Origin of the sequence: Sphingomonas sp. S6 (assembly GCF_043498045.1) — a bacterium.
GTDB lineage: Bacteria > Pseudomonadota > Alphaproteobacteria > Sphingomonadales > Sphingomonadaceae > Sphingomonas.
Genome location: NZ_JBIEOE010000002.1, coordinates 101,601 through 120,819 on the forward strand (window position 1 = coordinate 101,601; position 19,219 = coordinate 120,819).

Below are 19,219 nucleotides of genomic sequence, written 5' to 3' on the forward strand. Positions count from 1 at the left end.
ACTGCCGGCCACCGCATCCCCGGACCCCACCCACCCCCAGCCCCTCCCTTGCAAGGAGGGGAGGAGCATAGTGATGAACCCCTTCGATCTTTCGGGCCGCGTGGCGGTCGTGACCGGTGCGAACACCGGCATCGGGCAGGCGATCGCGATCGCGCTGGCGCAAGCGGGCGCGGACGTCGCGCTGGTCGGGCGCACGCCGGCTGAGGACACGGCCGCCGCAATCCGCGACCTCGGCCGCCGGGCGCTGATCGTCTCGGCCGACCTGTCGAGCATCGAGCCCGTCCAGCGCATCGTCGACGAGACGGTGGCGGGGCTCGGCGGGCTCGACATCCTGGTCAACAATGCCGGCATCATCCGCCGCGCTGATGCGGTCGACTTCACCGAAGAGGATTGGGACGCGGTGGTCGACACCAATTTGAAGTCGGTGTTCTTCCTCTGCCAGGCCGCCGGGCGTCATATGATCGCAGAGGGCAAGGGGCGGATCATCAACATCGCCTCGATGCTGACCTTCCAGGGCGGCATTCGCGTACCGAGCTATACCGCATCGAAGTCGGGGATCGGCGGCCTCACCAAGCTGCTCGCCAACGAGTGGGCGAAGCATGGGGTGACGGTGAACGCGATCGCGCCGGGCTATATCGCGACCAACAACACCGCCGCGCTGCAGGCTGACGAAGCCCGCAACGCCGCGATCCTCGATCGCATCCCGGCGGGGCGCTGGGGCGACGCCGCCGACCTCGGCGGCGCGGCGGTGTTCCTCGCCTCCGATGCCGCAGCCTACGTCCAGGGCCATATCCTCGCCGTCGATGGCGGGTGGCTGGCGCGATGAGCCGGTTGCTCGCCTTCGGGGAGATCATGCTGCGCCTGTCGCCACCGGGGCGCGAGCTGTTGATGCAGACGCCGCGGTTCGACGTCTGGGTCGCGGGGGCGGAGGCCAATGTCGCGACGCAGCTCGCGCGGCTGGGACATGACGTGCGTTTCGCCAGCCGGGTGCCCGACAACGATTTGGGTCGCGCCGCGATCGCCACCTTGCGCGGGCATGGCGTCGACACGTCCGGCATTGCCTGCGGCGGCGACCGGATGGGGCTGTATTTCGTCACGTCTGGTGCAGGCTTGCGGGCGACCGAAGTGCTGTACGACCGCGCCGGCTCCGCCTTCGCCGAGGCGTTGCCGACGGATTGGGACTGGGACACGCTGCTCGCGGGCGTCACCCGATTGCATCTGTCGGGGATCACCCCCGCGCTCGGCCAAGTTCCGGCGCAGAGCGCGCTTGCCGCGGTCGAGGCGGCGTCGGCGCGCGGCATCGCCATTTCGTTCGACGGCAATTGGCGCGGCAAATTGTGGGCACGTTGGGACGGCGATCCGCGCGCGATCCTGTCGGGCATCGTCGCGCATGCCGACCTGATGTTCGGCAACCATCGCGATATCGCGCTGCTGCTGGGTCGTGACGATTTTGCCGGCGAAGGCGAGGATCGCCGCCGCGCCGCGAGCGAAGCGGCCTTTGCAGCCTTCCCGCGCCTGCAGACGATCGCCTCGACCGCGCGCGAGGTCGAGCATGTCGATCTGCACCACCTGTCGGCGCGGATCGACACGCGGGACGATACGGCGCAGACCGATACGGTCGTGCTCGCCGGCATCGTCGACCGGATCGGTGGCGGCGACGCCTTTGCCGCCGGCGTGCTGCACGCGCTGGAGACGGGCGCCGGGATCGCCGACGCCGCGCGCACAGGACTTGCGCTCGCCGCGCTCAAACATTCGCTGCCCGGTGACGCCGCATTGTTCCGCCAAGCCGATCTCGACGCCTATCTCGCCGGTGGGCTCGATGTCCGGCGCTGAGGGCTGGACGCGGCGAGGGGCGATCGGCGGGGGTGCCGCATTGCTCGCCAGCGCGGCGGCCGGCGCCGCGCCGCTGGGTCCCGTTCGCACGCGCGTGGGTAGCTTCGTCGGGACGCGCGACGGCGGCGTGCGCGCCTTTCGTGGCATCCGCTACGGGACCGCGCCACGGTTCCGCGCGCCGGTCGCCTTCGCAGCGCCCGGCCGGACCGTCGCGGCGGACGCCTTCGGTCCGGTCTGTCCGCAGCGTGGCCCCTATGGCCCGCAGGACGAGGACTGCCTGTTCCTCAACATCTGGACCGCAGAGGCCGATCCCCGCGCGCGCAAGCCGGTGATGCTGTACATCCACGGCGGGGCCTATTCGAACGGCAGCGTGACCGATCCGCTCAATGACGGGCAGGCGCTGGCGGCGCGCGGTGATGTGGTGGTCGTGACCGTCAACCACCGGCTCAACGCGCTCGGCTATCTCTACCTCGCGCGGTTCGACCCGCGCTTTGCCGACAGTGGCAATGTCGGGCAGCTCGACCTGATTCTAGCGCTGCAATGGGTGCGCGACAACATCGCCGCATTCGGTGGCGATCCGGGGCGGGTGATGGTCTTCGGCCAGTCGGGTGGCGGCGCGAAGATCGCGACGCTGATGGGCATGCTCGCCGCACGCGGCCTATTCCACCGCGCCGCGACGATGAGCGGACAGCAGGTGACCGCCTCCGGCCCGCTGCATGCGACCGAGCGCGCCCGCGCCTATCTCGCTGCGCTGCGCGTGTCCGAACGCGACCTGTCGGCAGTGCTGGCTGTGCCCACGCAGCGGCTGGTGGAGGCGCTCGACACGCGCGATCCGATCCTGGGCGGCGGGCTCTATTTCGGGCCGGTGCTCGACATGCACTGGCTGACCCGCCACCCGTTCTGGCCCGACGCCAATCCGATCGGCAACGGCATCCCGATGATGCTGGGCAACGTCCATGACGAAACGCGCGGCTTCCTATCGCCCGATTCGCCAACGGTGCGGGGGCTGAGCTGGGACAATCTCGCCGATCGGATGGCGCCCGAGCTTAAGATCGACATCCTGCCCGAATGGGTCGTCGCGCAATATCGCGCACACTTTCCCACCTGGTCGCCGACGCAGGTCTTCTACGATACGACGACCGCGGGGCGGAGCTGGCGCGGGCAGGTGATCGAGGCGGAGGCACGCGCGGGGGCGGGGGTGCCGGGGTTCGTGTATCAAGTCGATTTCACCTCGCGCACCGATCCACGTCGCGGCGCTTTTCATACGATGGACATCCCGCTGGTGTTCGGCACGCTGGGTGCGACGGGATCGCAGACGGGGATGGCTGCCGACGCACGCGCGGCAAGTGCGGCGATGCAGGAGCGCTTCGTCACCTTCGCACGTACCGGCACGCCCAATCGCGCCGGCCTTGCGCCCTGGCCGGCCTATGACCTTGGCCGCCGCGCGACGATGATCTTCGACGCCCGATCGCGTGTCGAGGAGGATCCCCGCCGCTGGCAGCGCGAGCTGTTCGCGCGCGTGCCCTACATCCAGCCCGGCACCTGAAGCGGCCATCGGGTAACCGTCTGAGACAAACCGGTATCATCCGAAAAGACTGTTGACACCGGTTACCACAAGACGCACACAAGACGCGGATAAGCGGGCGAAGACCTGCAATGTCCGGGGAGGATTGATCCAGCGCGCGGAAAATCCGCGGCAAAAGGCCCTCCTCTTCATGAATTTGGTTCCGGTCGCGCCGTTCGCGTCCGTAACCGGTGTCAGTGCGGTTTCGCCGCAGGGGAGAGAGAGATGGCGAACGGTGTTGCGATACGGAAGACGGTGCGCGCAGGGCAGTTGCGCGGGATTTCGGCGGGCGCGCTGATCCTGGCGCTGGCGATGCCGGGTGCAGCGCTGGCGCAGGCGGCGCAGATCCCGGCCACCGCGTCGCCGGGCACGCCGACCCACACCGATCCGTCCCCCGCCCAGACCGCCGTCGTGCCGGCGACGGCGGAAGCGACGCCGCAGGCCGCGGACGGGGCGGCGGTCACCGCATCGCAGCAGGACGGTGACGGCTCCGCGCCCGATATCGTCGTCACCGGCTTCCGCCGCAGCCTCGACGCCGCGCTCAACGTCAAGCGTGAATCGGTATCCTCGGTCGATGCGATCGTCGCCGAAGACATCGCGAAGTTCCCGGACCAGAACCTCGCCGAATCGCTGCAGCGCATCCCCGGCATCTCGATCCAGCGCGATGCCGGCGAAGGCCGCGCGATCACCGTCCGCGGCCTCGGCGCGCAATTCACCCGCGTGCGCGTCAACGGCCTGGAGACGGTGGCGACCTCGACCGACGGCGCGTCGTCCAACCGTGATCGCGCCTTCGACTTCAACGTCTTCGCCTCCGAGCTGTTTAACTCGATCGTCGTCCACAAGACGGCGGAAGCGTCGCTGGACGAGGGCTCGCTGGGTGCGGTCGTCGATCTCAACACCGGCAACCCGCTCGGCGGCAAGGCCGGCTTCACCGGCGTGCTGTCGGCGCAGGCGAGCTATAACGATCTCAGCAAGAACACGCGGCCGCGCCTCGCCGGGCTGCTGTCGTACAAATCGCCCGACGGCACGTTCGGCGCGTCGGTATCGGCGGCGTATCAGAAGACCGACAATCTCGAACTCGGCAACAACACGGTGCGCTGGGCGCAGGCGCGGTTCGATTCGGTGAACGGCACGCCGTGCTTCTACAACAGCAACACCGGCACGACCCCGGTCGCCAATGCGGGCGGCTTCTACCGCTCCAGCGCGGCGTGCGACCAGGCGGCGCTCGCCTTCCACCCGCGCATCCCGCGCTACGGCGAAGTATTCCACGGTCGCGAGCGTCTGGGTGTCACCGGCAGCATCCAATGGGCGCCGTCGGAGGCAACCAAGGTCTCGATCGACGGCCTCTATTCGCGCTTCAAGGAAACGCGCGAGGAGAAGTGGGCAGAGGTGCTGCTGCGCTCCAACGAGCGCTCGATCGACCTCATCAACCCGGTGTACGATTCGAAGAACAACCTCGTCTCAGGCACGCTCAACGACGCGTGGGTGCGGACCGAGCATTACAAGCGTCAGTCGAAAACGGAATTCTACCAGCTCGGCGGCAGCTGGGATCAGGACGTGACGGACACGTTCCGCTTCACGGTGCTCGGCGGCTTCTCGAAGTCGACGGCTGACATCCCGGTGGAAACCACCGTCGTATTCGACGATCGCGACGCGCAGGGTTACAAGTTCGACTACACCAACAGCCGCACGCCGCTGCTCAGCTTCGGCACGAGCGTCACCGATCCGGCGAACTTCCAGCTCGCCGAAATCCGTGATCGCCCGTCCACCGTCACCAACAAGTTCCGCACTGCGCAGCTGCGGACCGAATGGGACGTCGCCGAAGGCTATACGCTGAAGGTCGGCGGCATGTACCGCCGCTTCGATTTCGACAGCGTCTCGTTCCAGCGCGATACGGCGATCTGCGGCAATGGCGGAACGGACCTGGTGCTGGGCACCATCACCTGTTCGCCGACCAGCGCGTTCGGTCCCAACGCCGTCTACGGCTATCAGGTGACGCCTGCACTCAGCCAGCTGTTCACGCTCGGCAATGCGGGCCAGCCATCGGGCACAACGACGCAATGGCTGGTCCCCAACCTCGATGCTGCCACCGCCTACACCAAGCTCTACAGCCGTACGCCGACGCTGGTCGTCGGCGACAACCGCAGCGTGACCGAAGAGGTGAGCGGGGGCTATTTCCAGGTCGATGCGAAGGGCGAACTCGCCGGCCTCCGCTACGCGCTCAACGCGGGCATGCGCTACGCGCACACCGCGCAGGGATCGACGGGCATCAACTCGGGTGCGGTCGTGACGGTGAAGCGCGACTATGACGACTGGCTGCCGGCGGTGAACCTCGCGCTGTTCCCGACCGACAAGCTGATCCTGCGCGCCTCCGCCGCCAAGGTGATGACGCGCCCGACGCTCGGCAACCTGACGCCTGGCGGTTCGGCCGACGGCTTCAACTATCGCGTGTCGTTCGGCAATCCGCAGCTCAATCCGTTCCGTGCCGCCGCCTACGACCTCGCGGCGGAATGGTATTTCGCGCCGCAGTCGATCCTGTCGGTGGCGCTGTTCAAGAAGAACGTCGAAAGCTTCCCGGTCTCGCAGTCGATCACCAACGCGACCTTCACCTCGACCGGCCTGCCGGCCTCGGTGCTCGCGGCGTCTTCGCCCGCGGCGCTCAACCCGGCGCAGCAGGCACAGCCGATCTGGACGATCACCACCACGGTGAACGGCACGGGCGCCTCGCTGAAGGGCGCGGAGATCGCGCTGCAGGCGACGTTCAAGTTCCTGCCGGGTTTCCTCAAGAATTTCGGCGTGCTTGCCAACGCGACCTTCGTCGATTCAAGCGCGAACTATCTGGTGCAGGGTCCGGCGGTGTCGGCCTGCGTACCGGGAACCACGCCGGCGGCGGCCTGCTCGTTCGGGCCGCTCATCAATTCGACGCGCAATGCGACCTTGTTCGGTCTGTCGAAGCGGCAGTATAACGGCACGCTCTACTATGAGGACGCCAAGTTCTCGGCGCGCGGGTCGATCAGCTATCGTGGGCCGTACATCGACGCCAACAGCGGCACGGGCAATGTGTTCGAAGGCTATAATTCGACGATCAACGTCGATGCCTCCGTCCGCTACAAGCTTACGCCGAACGTCGAACTGTCGCTCGAGGGCACCAACCTGACCGACGAGTATCGTGATCGCTACACCGATCTCGATGCCAACCGGAACTACGAATACAACCACTTCGGCCGAACGGTGCTGATCGGCGCGCGCTTCAAGATGTGAGGGGGCGGGTGTGCCGGTCATGAAGGCCGGCGCACGCGTTGATGGAGGACATGCGAGTGGCTGGCATCGATCGTCGTCAGGCATTGCTCGGAACGCTTGCGGCGGCTGGCATGGCGGCATCGACGCGTGCGCGCAGCCCAGCGGCGGGGGCGGTCCCCGCCGATCCATCCGAAACCATTCTGCTATGGCCGGGCGGCGCCCCCGGTCTGCCTGCGACGCCGCCCAAAGAGGTGATCGACGAGCGCAGCAAGGACCCGGCGCTCCGCGATCGCGCGGTCTATGGCATCACCCGGCCGCGCCTTGTCGTCTTCCGGCCCCGCGTGCCGAATGGCAGCGCGGTGCTCGTGATGCCCGGCGGCGGTTATCGCTGGGTGGTCGTCGACAAGGAAGGCTATGAGATCGGCCGCTGGCTGGCCGATCGCGGCTATACGGTCTTCGTCTTGTTCTATCGCTTGCCGGGCGAGGGATGGGCGGCAGGCCCCGATGTCGCGCTGTCCGATGCGCAGCGTGCGATGCGCCTGATCCGCGCGCGTGCCGATTCTTATGGCATCCGCCCGGATCGCGTCGCGGCGATGGGCTTTTCGGCGGGTGGCCACGTGTGCGGCGACCTAGCGACGCGCTTTGCCCGGTCGACCTATGCGCTGGTCGATGCGGCGGACCGGCTGCCCGCGCGCCCCGATGCGGCCGCGCTTCTCTACGCCGTTCAGTCAATGACGCCGCCGCTGGCGCATGAAGGGTCACGGGCACGCCTGCTGGGCCCTCATCCCTCACCAGATCTGGAGACGGCGCACAGTCCGGCGGCGAACGTCCGTCGCGATACGCCGCCCTGTTTTCTGGTCCATGCCGAAGACGACGATGCCGTGCCCGTCGATAATACGCTGGCGATGCGTGCGGCGCTGAAGGCTGCGGGCGTTTCCGTGGAAACCCATTTGTTTGCGCAGGGCGGTCACGGCTTCGGCCTGCGACGCGCGGCCGGCAAGCCGGCGGCGGCATGGCCGGAGCTGTTCCGGCAATGGGCCATGTCGCAGGGACTGGGCTGACGGACATCGTCAGCACAGTCCCTGCAAGATCAGGGCGGGCACGATGTCCCACCCTGCGACGTGTCAGGCCGACAGTTCCGCGCGGACGATGGCGGCGCCCGCCGCCAGCGCGTGAAGCTTGCCCTGGGCGACGCTGCGGGACAGGGGGGCCATGCCGCAATTGGTGGCGGGGTAGAGCTTGTCCGCGTCGACGAAGCGCAGCGCGTTGCGTAGCGTGTCCGCGACCTCTTCGGGTGTCTCCACGCGATCCGTCGCGACGTCGATCGCGCCGACCATCACCGTCTTGCCGCGGATGAGCTCGATCAGGTCCATCGGCACGCGCGAATTCTGGCATTCGAGCGACACGATATCGATCGTCGAGGCCTTCAGATTGGGGAAGGTCTGCTCATATTGCCGCCATTCGGAACCGAGCGTCTTCTTCCAGTCAGTATTCGCCTTGATGCCATATCCGTAGCAGATGTGGACGGCGGTCTTGGCCTTCAGCCCCTGCGCAGCGCGTTCCAGCGTGGCGATGCCCCAGTCGTTCGCTTCGTCGAAGAAGACGTTGAACGCGGGTTCGTCGAACTGGATGATGTCGACGCCGACCGCTTCCAGTTCGCGGGCTTCCTGGTTGAGGATGCAGGCGAATTCCCAGGCCAGCTTCTCGCGGCTGCGATAATGCGCGTCGTAGAGCGTATCGATCATCGTCATCGGCCCGGGCAGCGTCCATTTGATCGGCTGGCGGGTCTGCGCGCGCAGGAAGCGGGCATCGTCGACGAAGACCGGCGCGGGGCGCGACACCGCACCGACCACGGTCGGCACGCTGGCGTCATAGCGGTTGCGGATGCGCACCGTCTCGCGCTGTTCGAAATCGACGCCGTCTAGATGTTCGATGAACGTGGTGACGAAATGCTGGCGCGTCTGTTCGCCGTCGCCGACGATATCGATCCCCGCCTGCCGCTGATCGTCGACCGCCAGGCGCAGTGCGTCCTGCTTGCCCGTGATCAGGTCTTCGCCTTCCAGCCGCCACGGCGACCAGAGCGTTTCGGGCTGAGCGAGCCATGCCGGTTTGGGCAGGCTCCCCGCGGTCGTCGTCGGCAAGAGTGTCGTCATGATCAAGATACCTTCGCGTTCGGGGCGATCACAGGCCGCAGGTCGCGGACCAGCGCTGCAGCGCGGGGCCATGCGGTTTGATAAGATGGGCTTCGGCAAATCGGCCCTGCTCGACGGCGAGGCGGCTGCGCTCTTCGCGATCGTAGACGATGCGGGTCAGCGAATAATCCTGTTCGTCCAGGCTGGGCTGATAGCGGGCCGCGGCCGCCGAATTGGCGTTGTAGATTTCGGGGCGGTAGATCTTCTGGAAGGTCTCCATCACGCTGATCGTGCTGGCGAGTTCGAGGTTGGTGTAACTATCGACCAGATCGCCGATATGGTAGAAGGCGAGCGGCGCGACGCTGTGCGGCGGCATGAAGTAGCGCGCCGTCATCCCCATCTTCGCAAAATACAGATCGGTTGGCGATCGTGTGTCGGCCGCATATTCCACCCCGAGGATGGGGTGTACGTTGGTCGTCCGGTGATAGACCTGCTTGCTGGACACGCTGAGGCAGATGACCGGTGGCTTGTCGAACTGCTCGCGATAGGCGTCCGACGACAGGAAAAGCTTGAACAGATTGCCGTGAAGGTCGCCGAACTGATCGGGCGCACCGCTGTTTCCCGACTGTCGCAGATGATCGGGCAGTACGACGCTGAAATCGTAATCGCGGATGTACGACGAGAAATTGTTGCCGACCATGCCGGCGATGCACGCGCCGCTGCGCGTATCGGTGACGCGCGTGTGCAGGATTTCGATCAGCGGAAACGCCTCGTCCTGCGCGTCAGGGCCGATCCGCAGCGCGGCCGACACGATGTCGAGCGCCACGGTGTAGCGGTCACCCGTCGGATTGTCCCAGTGCATCAGCGAATTGAAGCGCCGGTCGATCATCACCAACGTGTTGCGCAGATTGTCCCGGCGGCTCTCCCCGCGTGCCAGGTTGGCGAAATTGGTGGTGATGCGCGTGGTGTCGGCGGGGCGATAGTCCTCGTCGAACGGGATGCTGCTTATGGTGAACGTAAAGCCGCTATTCGTCATGACTCACCTGCTGTTGACGAACAGGGGCATGGAAGAGCGCGCAAGGCGTGAGCGAGGCCCGGATGGCGTGCGCCGTGGACCGTCCGCGTCAAGCGCGATCCACCGGAGGAACCCCCGTCCGAGGAACGTTATGGCGTCGGAGGCAGGTCTCCTGGCTCACGGGTCAACGCGGTGGTTCCGGCCTTCCCGGGCGCGAGTGCAGCGCCCAGTGACACGAAATGGAACCGCCGCTCGCCGCTTACAGTTGCGGGGGCAGCGCCGGATTTTGCCCGCATAGGGCATCACCGGCTTCCCGTCTTAGCCCCATCGCCATGCCTGGGATGGGGAACCTCGACACGCGTCTTGGACAGGATCGCGCCGTCTTTGTCAAGAGAGATATAAAGATATCTTTATATCGTTATGTTGGTTTTGCGGGGCGCCTCGTCAGCGACGCTGGCGCTCCCGCTCGGCGCGATAACGCAGCAATGCCTCGACGGCATCGGTCTGGATCAGGCGGGTGCCCATGTCGGCAAGGCGGCCCCAGATCGCGGCGGGATCGTGGCGGGCCTCCGGGTCGCCGCCCATGCCGGTGACGAACCCCGTGAACAGCGTGTTGATCCAGATCGGCACGCCCAGCGCCCGCGCGCGGGTCATGACCGTCGGCAGCGTCGTCAATGGCAGGACCGGCAATTCGAAGGCGATCGGCTTGATCCGCCCGTGCATCTGCGTGTCGATGATCTGCGGCACGTCGGCGGCTGCCGGATCGGCGGTGATCGGGATGACCATGAACGGCACGCGGTCATAGGGTGGGATGGCAGCGAGCGGGACGGAGGCGACACCCGCGAAGGTCTTGACGATCACCCGGTCCTGCGCGCCGGCGCGATGCACGGCATCGACGACCTCGCCGTAGATCATGTCCTTCACATCGAGGTTGAGGACGATGCGATCCTTTGCCAGCGCGAGCAGTTCGTCGAGCGTGAGGATCTGCTGGTCGGAGAGCGGGGCTGCCGCGCCGCCTTCGTCCTGCCGCAACCGCAATGCCTTCAGCTGCGCGAGGCTGAGGTCGGCCACCTTGCCGGTGCCGTTGGTCGTCCGGTCGACGCTGTCGTCGTGCATGATGACGAGATGGCCATCGCGGCTGCGCCGGACGTCGGTTTCCATCACGTCGGCGCCCAATGCGACGCACTGACGCAGCGCGGCCAGCGAGTTTTCCGGTGTGGTCCCGAGCCCGTGCAGCGGCGCGGCCTCATGACAGCCGCGATGGGCGATGACGATCAGGCCGCCGTTCGGATCGGCGAGGCGGTGCAGCGCGTCGCCGGGGGCCGCCTGAACGGCGGAACAGGCGAGGCAGGTGGCGGCGATGGCGAGAAGCGGACGATACATGGGAGGCTTTCGTGGAAGGCAACAGGTGGGGCGGGCAGCCGTTTGCAGGCCGCCCGCTGTGAGCGTCTAACGGTCAGCAGATCACCATGAGCGGCTGACGATCAGGCGCACGTTGCGGCCGAACAGCGGCCGGCCAAAGATCGCGGTCGGCACGCCCTGTCCGAAGCGGTCGCCCGCGGTATTGCCCTCGGTGAAGCCGTGCGCGTTGGTGATGTTGTCGCCGACGACCTGCACCTGCCACGCCCCATTCGACACGATCCCGCCGAGACCGAACGCGCCGTACGCGGGCAGTGCGGTGGAATTGAAGAAGTCGGTATAGCGGCGGCCGACGTAATCGTAGCGGCCGTAGAGGCTGACGTTGGTCGCGCCGAAGGTGAAGTCGGCGGTCGGGCGCACGTTCAGGAACAGCTTGGGCTCGCGAATGATCTGCTTGCCGTTGGCGCGGCTGCCGTCGAGGCCGGTGTTGCTGCTGAAATTGAGGTAGCGTGGGTTCTGGACGGTGACCGACCCGGCGAGCGAGAAGGGGCCGGGCAGACGCAGGCGGCCATCGGCCTCCATGCCCTTCGTTTCCGCAGTGCCGACGAAGGTCGTCGTCACGTCGGCGCGGCCGGTGGCCGAGTTGAAACCGGCGAAGCTGGCGTTGAGCGGATCGAACTTGGTGTAGAAGCCGGTGACGTAGAGGTACGAGCCACCCGCGGCAAGCTTGACGCCCGCTTCGTACAGCTTGGCCTTGGTCGGGATCACCGCAGGCGTGGGGTAGGCGAAGGCGATCGTCGTGTTCTGCGGCACTTCGAGCTGCGAGGCGCGCAGGTACATGCCGATATGGTGGGTGAGGTCGTAATTGGCGCCGACCGTCCAGTTGCTTGCCTGCTGCTTCAGGCGCAGCGTGCCGATGCCTCCGGTGAAGCCGCGCGTGTTGTTGTCGGCAAACGTCGTGGGATCGCCGAGATTGTAGAATGCGGTCAGTCGGTCATAGCCACTGTAGCTGTACCATTCGTGGCGGATGCCGGCGTCGAGGCGCAGCCGGTCGGTGATGTCCCAGGTGTCGGTGCCGTAGAGCGCGATCAGCTGGCCTTCGACATTGCCGGCGTTCAGCGACACCGCATCGTTAAGCGAGCCGTTATCCGTTACATAGCCCTGCACCACGCCGTTCGCGGAATAGGCTGCGAGATCGAGCGTCTTTGGCTGCGATTTCACCTGCACCAGATAGTTCTGATAGGCGGTGAACATCTTCTGGCCCCACAGCGAGCCATAGGTGCCGATGCGCACGTCATGCGTCCCGATGCCGGTGTCGACCTTGCGCGTGACCGACAGGTCGCCCTGCGTCGAATAGAAGTCGGTCTGGATCGCGCGATACTGCGCCTGCATCACCAGCCCCGAATCCGCCGACGGATCATAGGCGCCGAGGCCGTTGGTGCCGGAAACGCTGTAGCCCATCCGTGCGACATTCGGCCCGAAGGCCGTGGTCGCCGCGGCCAGATAGCCATTGGCGAAGCTGGTCGCATCGACGGGGTTCGACGTCGAATAGAAGGCGTCGAAGTGGATGGTGCCCAGCGTCATCCCGCCCTTGGCGGAGACGTGCCAGGGGCCGTAGTCGCCTTCGTAATTCGCCGCAAAGTTGCCGAAGCGGATGTGGCGGCCGTTGGCGAGATCGCCGCGCTGGTCCTGAATCGTGCCGGTCGCGTCGCGATAGCGGATGTTCACGTTGCGGAGCGACGGCGTGTTCAGCGTGCCGTCGAAATAGTCGAGGTATTTGTTCAGGCTGACCGACGGATTGCGCGGGTCGTTGGTCGGGATCGACAGATAGAACAGGTTGTGATCGTCGGTATATTGCGCCGATAGCTTGATGAATCCGTTCGCCAGATCATGCTTGATGTTGGCGCGGATCTGGCCGCCCTTGTCGCTGGGGAAACCGGAGTCGCGATAACCGTCGTGATAGCGCAGGAAGCCGCCGACCGCATAATAGGTGTCACCACCCAGCGGCCCCGCCTGATAGGCGTCGAGCCGGTAATAGCCCGTGTCGCCGACCGTCGCCTGCACCTTGCCGCGCGTGGTATCGGTGCCGGTCACCTCGATCACGTTGGCGATCGCCGCCGCGGTGCTGGCGTAGATCGGCGCCGGGCCGCCGCGCACGACCTCGATCCGGTCGGTCATCAGGTCGAGCCGGTTCATGCCGTCGCCTTGGTTGAAGAACCAGCCGTCGAGTTCTTGGAACAGCGGCAGCCCGTCCTGCTGATAATAGAGGAAGCCGCGATCGGTGGGGATGCCGCGGACGCGGGTGATGTTCTGCACTTCGCCGCCGGTCGCCTCGACATGGATGCCGGGCAGGGTGCCGATCAGGTCGGTCGTGCTCTTGGGTGCCAGCTTCTGGATATCGGCCTGCGACAGCGAATTGACGGCATAGGAGACGTCGAAGCGACGCTGCTGGCGTGCCGAGCCGGTGACGATGATGTCGGACGGTTGATCGTCCTGCGCGGTCGCGGCTGCGGTCGGGGTCGCGGTCGGCGCCGTGGCGGTCGCAGCGGTTGTCTGCGCATTGGCGATCTGCGGCAGGAACGGCATGCCGGACAGCGCGGCGCTCATTAGCAATCTGGTCTTCATCATCGCCCCCCAAAGGTCTGGATGGGGGGCCCATGGCGGCGGTCGATGACAGTTTTATTTGCTTACATGTAATTAAATAACCGATTGCGCCGTGACGGCATGAACGGGGATCATCGCCGCGCCAATGACGACTGCACGACTGCCGATCGGAGAGGCATGGATGGCAGGCAAGCTCGATCGATAATTGTCGTCGCGCGTCCGCCACCGCGCCGACAGACCGTCTGCGATCCGCCGCAGCAGCGGCAAGGGCAGGGCGCCAGAGACGACCACCGCGCCCGGATCGAGCCACACGGTGCCGCTGATCACCGCCTGATCCAGCTGCTGCGTCACCCGGTCGGCCCAGGCCGCGATCAGCGGCCCCTGCGTGTCGAGCAGCGTTTCGATCTGGGCGAGCGAATCGATGTCGACGCCCGCTTCGCGCAGCACGCGCAGCAAGTCGATGCCGGAGGGGCGCTCGTGATGCGCCGGGAACAGGCGGCCGACCTCGCCGGCATTGCCATGCTCACCCAGGAACAGATCGCGCTCGGCGATCAGGCCGCCACCGATGCCGTGGCCCAGGAACAGAGTCAGCACCGATCGGTAGCGGCCGATTATGCCGTCCTGATAATATTCGGCCAATGCGGCGGCGCTCGCGTCATTCTCGATCCAGACGGGCATGCCCAGCGCATCGCCGATCACGTCGGCGAGCGGCACGTCGTTCCAGCCCGCCACGCGGTCGACCACGATGCGCCGGTTGCGATCACCCGGCATCGCATAGCCCGGCACCGCGACGCCCATCCCCAGAAACTTGCCGCGCATGAAGCCATGGGTGGCGGCGAGCGCGGCCAGCCGTTGTTCGACGACCTGAGCGAAGACGCGCGGATCGGGACTGTCGAAGGGCGTCGCGTCATGGGCGAGCGCGCGACCGCGGAAATCGACGATGACCAGTTCCAGCCAGCCGGGATGCGGCGCCGCACCGATCGCCCAGCCGCCCTGGCCCGACACGGTCAGGGGCACCATCGGCCGGCCGCGGGCGTGCGCGTCGACCGAATCGAGCTCCTCGATCAAGCCCAGCGCGAGCAGCGATTGCGTCAACCGCGTCATCGACGCGCCGTTCATGCCGAGCCGCTGGGCAAGGCGCGTCCGCGGCGCGGCACCCTCGATGCGCAACTGCATCAGGACGCGGCGTTGCGGCTCGTTCAACACGATCAGCGGGCGATGGGGGCGGGCCATGGTGCACCGATATATTTACGCCATGTCAAATAAATGAAAGTCGGCGCGGATAGGGGCGGCGGTCATGACGACCATCCCTTCCGATCCCTCCCCGTCGCGATCGCATCCGTTGGCGGTACAGGTGGGGTATAGTGCCGCCAACATGGGCAAGAGCGTGGTGTGGACCAGTTTCGAGAGCGTGCTGCTCTTCTATCTGGTCTCGATCGCAGGTTTCGGACCGATGGCGGCGGGGGCGCTGCTGGCGGCTGCGCTGGTGTGGGATGCGACATTCGACCTCACGGTCGCGCGGTGGACTGACGCGCGCGGCACATCGGCGGGGCTTGCGCAGCTGGTGCTGGTCGGCGCGCCGCTATGCGGGATCGGTTTCTGGCTGATCTTCGTCCTGCAGGCGCCCGCTGGAATCGCTGCGGCGATCATCGCCTGTCGCATCGGTTATTCGCTGTGCGACGTCGGTCACAACACGCTGTTGATCCGGGTGGCGCAGGGACCGGGCGCTGCGGCGCGCGTATCGGGGTTGCGGCTGCTGTTCAGCGCCTCGGGCGTCGCGCTGCTGGCGCTGGCATCGGGATCGAGCCTGTCGCTCGCCACCGCCGCGGCGCAGCGCCAGTCCTTTGCGGCCGGGGCGTTGGGGGGCGGCGCACTGTATGTCGCGACGCTGTTCATCGCCATCGCGGCGACGCGGGCGCTGCCAGCCACGCCGCAGCGTTCGGTCGCCACCCCGCATCCACGCCCGCTGCGATCCTATTGGGCGCATCCGCCTTTCCGCCGGCTGCTGCTGCTGATCGCGGTCCAGGCGGCGCTGGTGCCGCTGTTCCAGCGCGCGCTGCCCTTTTACGGCGCGGCGACGCGCGGCGATCCGGCCTGGGCCGGTCCCGCACTGCTGACGATGACCATCGCCCAGTCGCTGGCGCTGCCCGGCTGGATGCTGCTGTCGCGCCGCTGGTCGCCGCGGAGGATCGCGATGGCGGCGCATGGCGTCACGGCGCTGGCGATGGTGGGGATGACGATCGCGCGGGCGGGCCGGCTCGATACGGTCCTGCTGGCGGCGCTGGGGATCGGCCTCGCCGGGATGAATCTTGCGATCTGGGCGCTGTTGACTGCGACGGTGCAGACGGCGTTCGTCGGCGATGCGCGGGGGGAGGCGACGCCCGTGGGCCTGTTCCTCGCCGTGCTGAAGGCCGCGGCGGCGTTCGGGAATCTGATGTTCGCCGCGATCGTCGCAGCGGGGCCGTGGCGGCTGACGGTGCCGGGCGGAGCGGGCATCACCCTGCTGCCGCTCAGCGCGACCGTGGTGCCGATCGCGGGCTGCGCCGTCTCGCTCCTGCTGCTGTCGCGGAACGATCGGGCGGCGTAGGTCCGCGTCGGCCTGGCGAGGCGCGCCGCTCACAAAATAGCAGCGCCGACGGGGTGCATCGGCGCTGCTGAGGAAGGCGTGCTTTTGGCTGGCGGGCGGCCTCAATAGGCGGCCGACAGCGTCAGGAACCACTGACGCGGCGGGATCGGGAAGCCCGAGTAATTGTTCGTCGCCGAGCCGACGCCAAGGGTCGAAATGCCCTTCCTGTCGAACAGGTTGGTGACGTTGAGCGCTAGCTCCGCCTTGCGCAGCGGGATGACGCCCTCCGGCACCCGCGCCGCAACGCGCAGCGAGGTGAGGAAGTAAGAGGGCACCTTCGCATCGTTGCTGAACGTCGCGTAGCGCGCGCCGACATAGTCGCCGATCACCTGCACCTCGACTGGATCGAGCGAGAGGGTGGCGACCGACTTGTTCATCCATTTGGGGATGCCGGGCAGCTGCTTGCCGCACGTCGGCACGATGCCGCCGGTGACCAGATAGCCGCCGATGCAGGTGTCCGTCGCCGCACCGATGCCGCTGGCCGTTGAAGTGTAGTCGCGCTTGTACTTCGACAGATTGTACGACGCGGCATTGTACAGCGACAGGATGCGGCCGAAGCGCAGCGTGAAGGCGGCGTCGACGCCGTCGGTCTTTACGTTGCCGACGTTGACCAGGATCGAGGTGCCGCCGGTGATCGCACCGCCGGCGATGCCACCCGGGTTGGTCGAGATCGCCAGCAGCCGGTCCTGGAAGTCGACGTGATAGTAATTGACCTGCGCGCTGAAGCCGATGCCGCCACCGAAGCTGCGGTTGCTGCGCAGGCCGGCTTCGTAAGTCCAGCTGCTTTCCGGCCGGCCGCTCTGCGCGAAAGCGTTGAACGCCGCCTGGCTTCCCGTGAACCACGGGCCGCCGCCACCCGCCAGATAGGCCTGATATTGCCGCAGGTTCTTCTGCGCGTTGGCGTAGAGCTGCTCGTGGCCGTTGACGTCATAGGTCGCGCCGACCGCGGGCAGGAACCAGCGCAGCGTGTTGATCCGCCCCTGCGGCAAATTGCCGGTCAGACCGGACAGCGAGCCGACCACCGGCTGCACCGGGAAGCGGCCGGTCGCCCATTGCGCGCTGGTTTTGAAGCCCGCCTGGATCAGCAGCCGCTCGAACGCCTGCCAGCTGTCCTGCAGATGCAGCTGCAGCTGTTCGATCTTTGCATCGCCCTGATATTGCGTGAACAGCGGCTGCGCGACCGAGAGCGGGCGGATGTAGGGCGTGCTGTTGCCCGGCGTGTTGACGTCGACGCCATACCAGCGGCGCCACTGCGTCGTGCTGTTGTGTTCGAACCAGCCGCCCAGTTCGACCTTGTGCGCGCCGAGATCGAGGTCGAGCGCGGAGATGACGCCCCATCGATCGATGCGATATTCGGTGGTGCGGGTGATCAGGCCCGATCCGCCCGTCGCGGCGACCAGCGCGGCCCCGGCCGCCGCCGCCTGCGCATCGGTACGCGCGGTGCAGTTCGTCGGGCGGATGCCGTTGGTATTGGCGGTGAAGCGGCAGTTGCTGGGCAATGTCGCGTAAGCCGGGTCGAGATAGGCCTGCGCGGTCGTGATCGACTGGCCGAGCGGCCCCGCGACGACGCCGACGCCGTCATTGTGATGGTAATAAGCGGTGTTGGTCAGCGTGATGTTTTTGGCGAGGCGTGCCTCGTAACGGCCGTAGGCGAGGTAATCGGTGCGCTGAGCGTCCGAATAATAATTGCGGTAATTGCCGCCTTCCGCCGCGGGCGAGTTGCCGAGCGCGCTGAGGTAATTGGTGCGGTAACCGTTGAAGTCGGGGTAGAAGAACGGCTTGGTGTACGGCGTGTAGAGCTGCGTCGCGCTGGCGGTGCCGCCGGCCGAGGGCTTGAAGAAGACCGTCGAATCCTCGTTCGGCTGCGTCATATCGTTATAGTCGAAGTACAGCGTCAGCTTGCCGAGGTGATCGTCGTGGACGAACTTGGCGTTGGCCTGCCAGCCGCCCTGAATACCGTTGAAGTCCCAGGCGCGGGCCCGCTGGCGGACGCCCGACACATAGGCGCTGTTGGTACCGTCGCCGAAGGTGCCGGTGTCGATCCGCACGAAGGTGCGCGACGTGTCATAGCTGCCGACGGTCTGCGCGGCCTGGATGCCGAGCGTGGGCAGCGGGCTGGAGGAATAGGTTTCGACGGTGCCGCCGAGGTTGCTGTTCGACGCGGTGGCAAGGTCGCCCGCGCCGGTCGCGACGACGACGCGGCCGACGTTTTCCGAAATCACCGCGCGCTGTGGCGACAGGCCATTGTAATTGCCGTAGCTCTGATCGCCCAGCGGGATGCCGTCCATCGTGTAGCCTAGCTGGTTGCCGGCAAAGCCATGGATGAAGATCTGGGCGTTCTGTTCGTTGTTCCCCCACGGATCGGCGGTGACATACAGCACGCCGGGCAGCGTCTGGATCGCCTTCAGCGGACTGACGCCGGGCAGGATCTTCTGCATCTCGGTGCCGGGCAGCTCGACCGCGGTGCGCGTGCGGCCACCGGTGACGACGATGGCGGCAGGCTCCGCGGCGGCATCTGCCGTCTCATCCGCGGGGGCGGGGGCGGGGGCCGTCTGCGCCTGCTGCGCACGGACGGCGACGGGACTCAAAGATGCGACGGCTACGGCCAGTAGCGACACGGACGGACGGATCATGTTCGGTTTTTCCCCACAACCGCAAAGACAAATGCGGCTCGGCGGCGCGGTAGAGCGCTTTCAGGGCAGTTTTGCTGCACTGTGACAACAGATCGGTGACACGTCCGTTGCAGGTCGATGACGGCGCGGCACGAGGCCCGAACAAGGGGCGTACGGTGTCACGAAACTGTCTTCGATGCGTCATGACGCGCATGCCAAATTGTAGCACGGCCG

12 protein-coding genes and 1 riboswitch are annotated in these 19,219 nt (G+C 66.7%); of the genes, 6 read left to right on the plus strand and 6 right to left on the minus strand.

Annotated elements, in window-relative coordinates:
- The first annotated feature begins 73 nt into the window (after positions 1-73).
- From kduD to ACGVWT_RS03635, 5 genes are all read left to right on the plus strand, one after another.
- Positions 74-826, plus strand: coding sequence for a 2-dehydro-3-deoxy-D-gluconate 5-dehydrogenase KduD (gene kduD, locus ACGVWT_RS03615; RefSeq protein WP_394425316.1), 753 nt, complete (start codon positions 74-76; stop codon positions 824-826).
- Positions 823-1,833 (plus strand): sugar kinase, encoded by a 1,011-nt coding sequence (locus ACGVWT_RS03620; RefSeq protein ID WP_116461554.1) that lies wholly within the window; start codon positions 823-825, stop codon positions 1,831-1,833. Before kduD ends, ACGVWT_RS03620 begins: the two co-directional genes overlap by 4 nt.
- On the plus strand, positions 1,820-3,379 hold the full coding sequence (locus ACGVWT_RS03625; RefSeq protein ID WP_315461656.1) for a carboxylesterase/lipase family protein: 1,560 nt from the start codon (positions 1,820-1,822) through the stop codon (positions 3,377-3,379). The genes ACGVWT_RS03620 and ACGVWT_RS03625 overlap by 14 nt, the downstream gene beginning before the upstream one ends.
- Positions 3,380-3,622: 243 nt before the next feature.
- Complete coding sequence (locus ACGVWT_RS03630; RefSeq protein WP_394425319.1) at positions 3,623-6,658, plus strand: TonB-dependent receptor; 3,036 nt, start codon at positions 3,623-3,625, stop codon at positions 6,656-6,658.
- Positions 6,659-6,708: 50 nt separating this feature from the next.
- Positions 6,709-7,698: an alpha/beta hydrolase gene (locus ACGVWT_RS03635; RefSeq protein ID WP_315461654.1), complete on the plus strand. Its 990-nt coding sequence runs from the start codon at positions 6,709-6,711 to the stop codon at positions 7,696-7,698.
- Between the two features lie 63 nt (positions 7,699-7,761).
- Here ACGVWT_RS03635 and ACGVWT_RS03640 read toward each other — a convergent pair whose 3' ends face one another.
- The 5 genes from ACGVWT_RS03640 to ACGVWT_RS03660 all read right to left on the minus strand — a co-directional run bounded on the left by ACGVWT_RS03640 (position 7,762) and on the right by ACGVWT_RS03660 (position 14,980).
- Complete coding sequence (locus ACGVWT_RS03640) at positions 7,762-8,790, minus strand: methionine synthase (protein ID WP_315461653.1); 1,029 nt, start codon at positions 8,788-8,790, stop codon at positions 7,762-7,764.
- Between the two features lie 28 nt (positions 8,791-8,818).
- Positions 8,819-9,805, minus strand: coding sequence for a putative oxygenase MesX (locus tag ACGVWT_RS03645; RefSeq protein ID WP_315461652.1), 987 nt, complete (start codon positions 9,803-9,805; stop codon positions 8,819-8,821).
- A 123-nt stretch (positions 9,806-9,928) separates the two neighbouring features.
- Positions 9,929-10,153: riboswitch (cobalamin riboswitch) on the minus strand.
- 75 nt (positions 10,154-10,228) lie between these two features.
- Complete coding sequence (locus ACGVWT_RS03650; RefSeq protein ID WP_315461651.1) at positions 10,229-11,167, minus strand: glycerophosphodiester phosphodiesterase family protein; 939 nt, start codon at positions 11,165-11,167, stop codon at positions 10,229-10,231.
- A gap of 81 nt (positions 11,168-11,248) precedes the next feature.
- On the minus strand, positions 11,249-13,771 hold the full coding sequence (locus ACGVWT_RS03655; RefSeq protein ID WP_315471951.1) for a TonB-dependent receptor domain-containing protein: 2,523 nt from the start codon (positions 13,769-13,771) through the stop codon (positions 11,249-11,251).
- 69 nt (positions 13,772-13,840) lie between these two features.
- Positions 13,841-14,980: an ROK family transcriptional regulator gene (locus ACGVWT_RS03660; RefSeq protein ID WP_315461649.1), complete on the minus strand. Its 1,140-nt coding sequence runs from the start codon at positions 14,978-14,980 to the stop codon at positions 13,841-13,843.
- Positions 14,981-15,044: 64 nt separating this feature from the next.
- Here ACGVWT_RS03660 and ACGVWT_RS03665 point away from each other — a divergent pair, with 64 nt between their 5' ends.
- Positions 15,045-16,334, plus strand: coding sequence for an MFS transporter (locus ACGVWT_RS03665; protein WP_315461648.1), 1,290 nt, complete (start codon positions 15,045-15,047; stop codon positions 16,332-16,334).
- Positions 16,335-16,435: 101 nt separating this feature from the next.
- Here ACGVWT_RS03665 and ACGVWT_RS03670 read toward each other — a convergent pair whose 3' ends face one another.
- Positions 16,436-19,006: a TonB-dependent receptor plug domain-containing protein gene (locus tag ACGVWT_RS03670; RefSeq protein WP_315461647.1), complete on the minus strand. Its 2,571-nt coding sequence runs from the start codon at positions 19,004-19,006 to the stop codon at positions 16,436-16,438.
- Positions 19,007-19,219 lie beyond the last annotated feature (213 nt).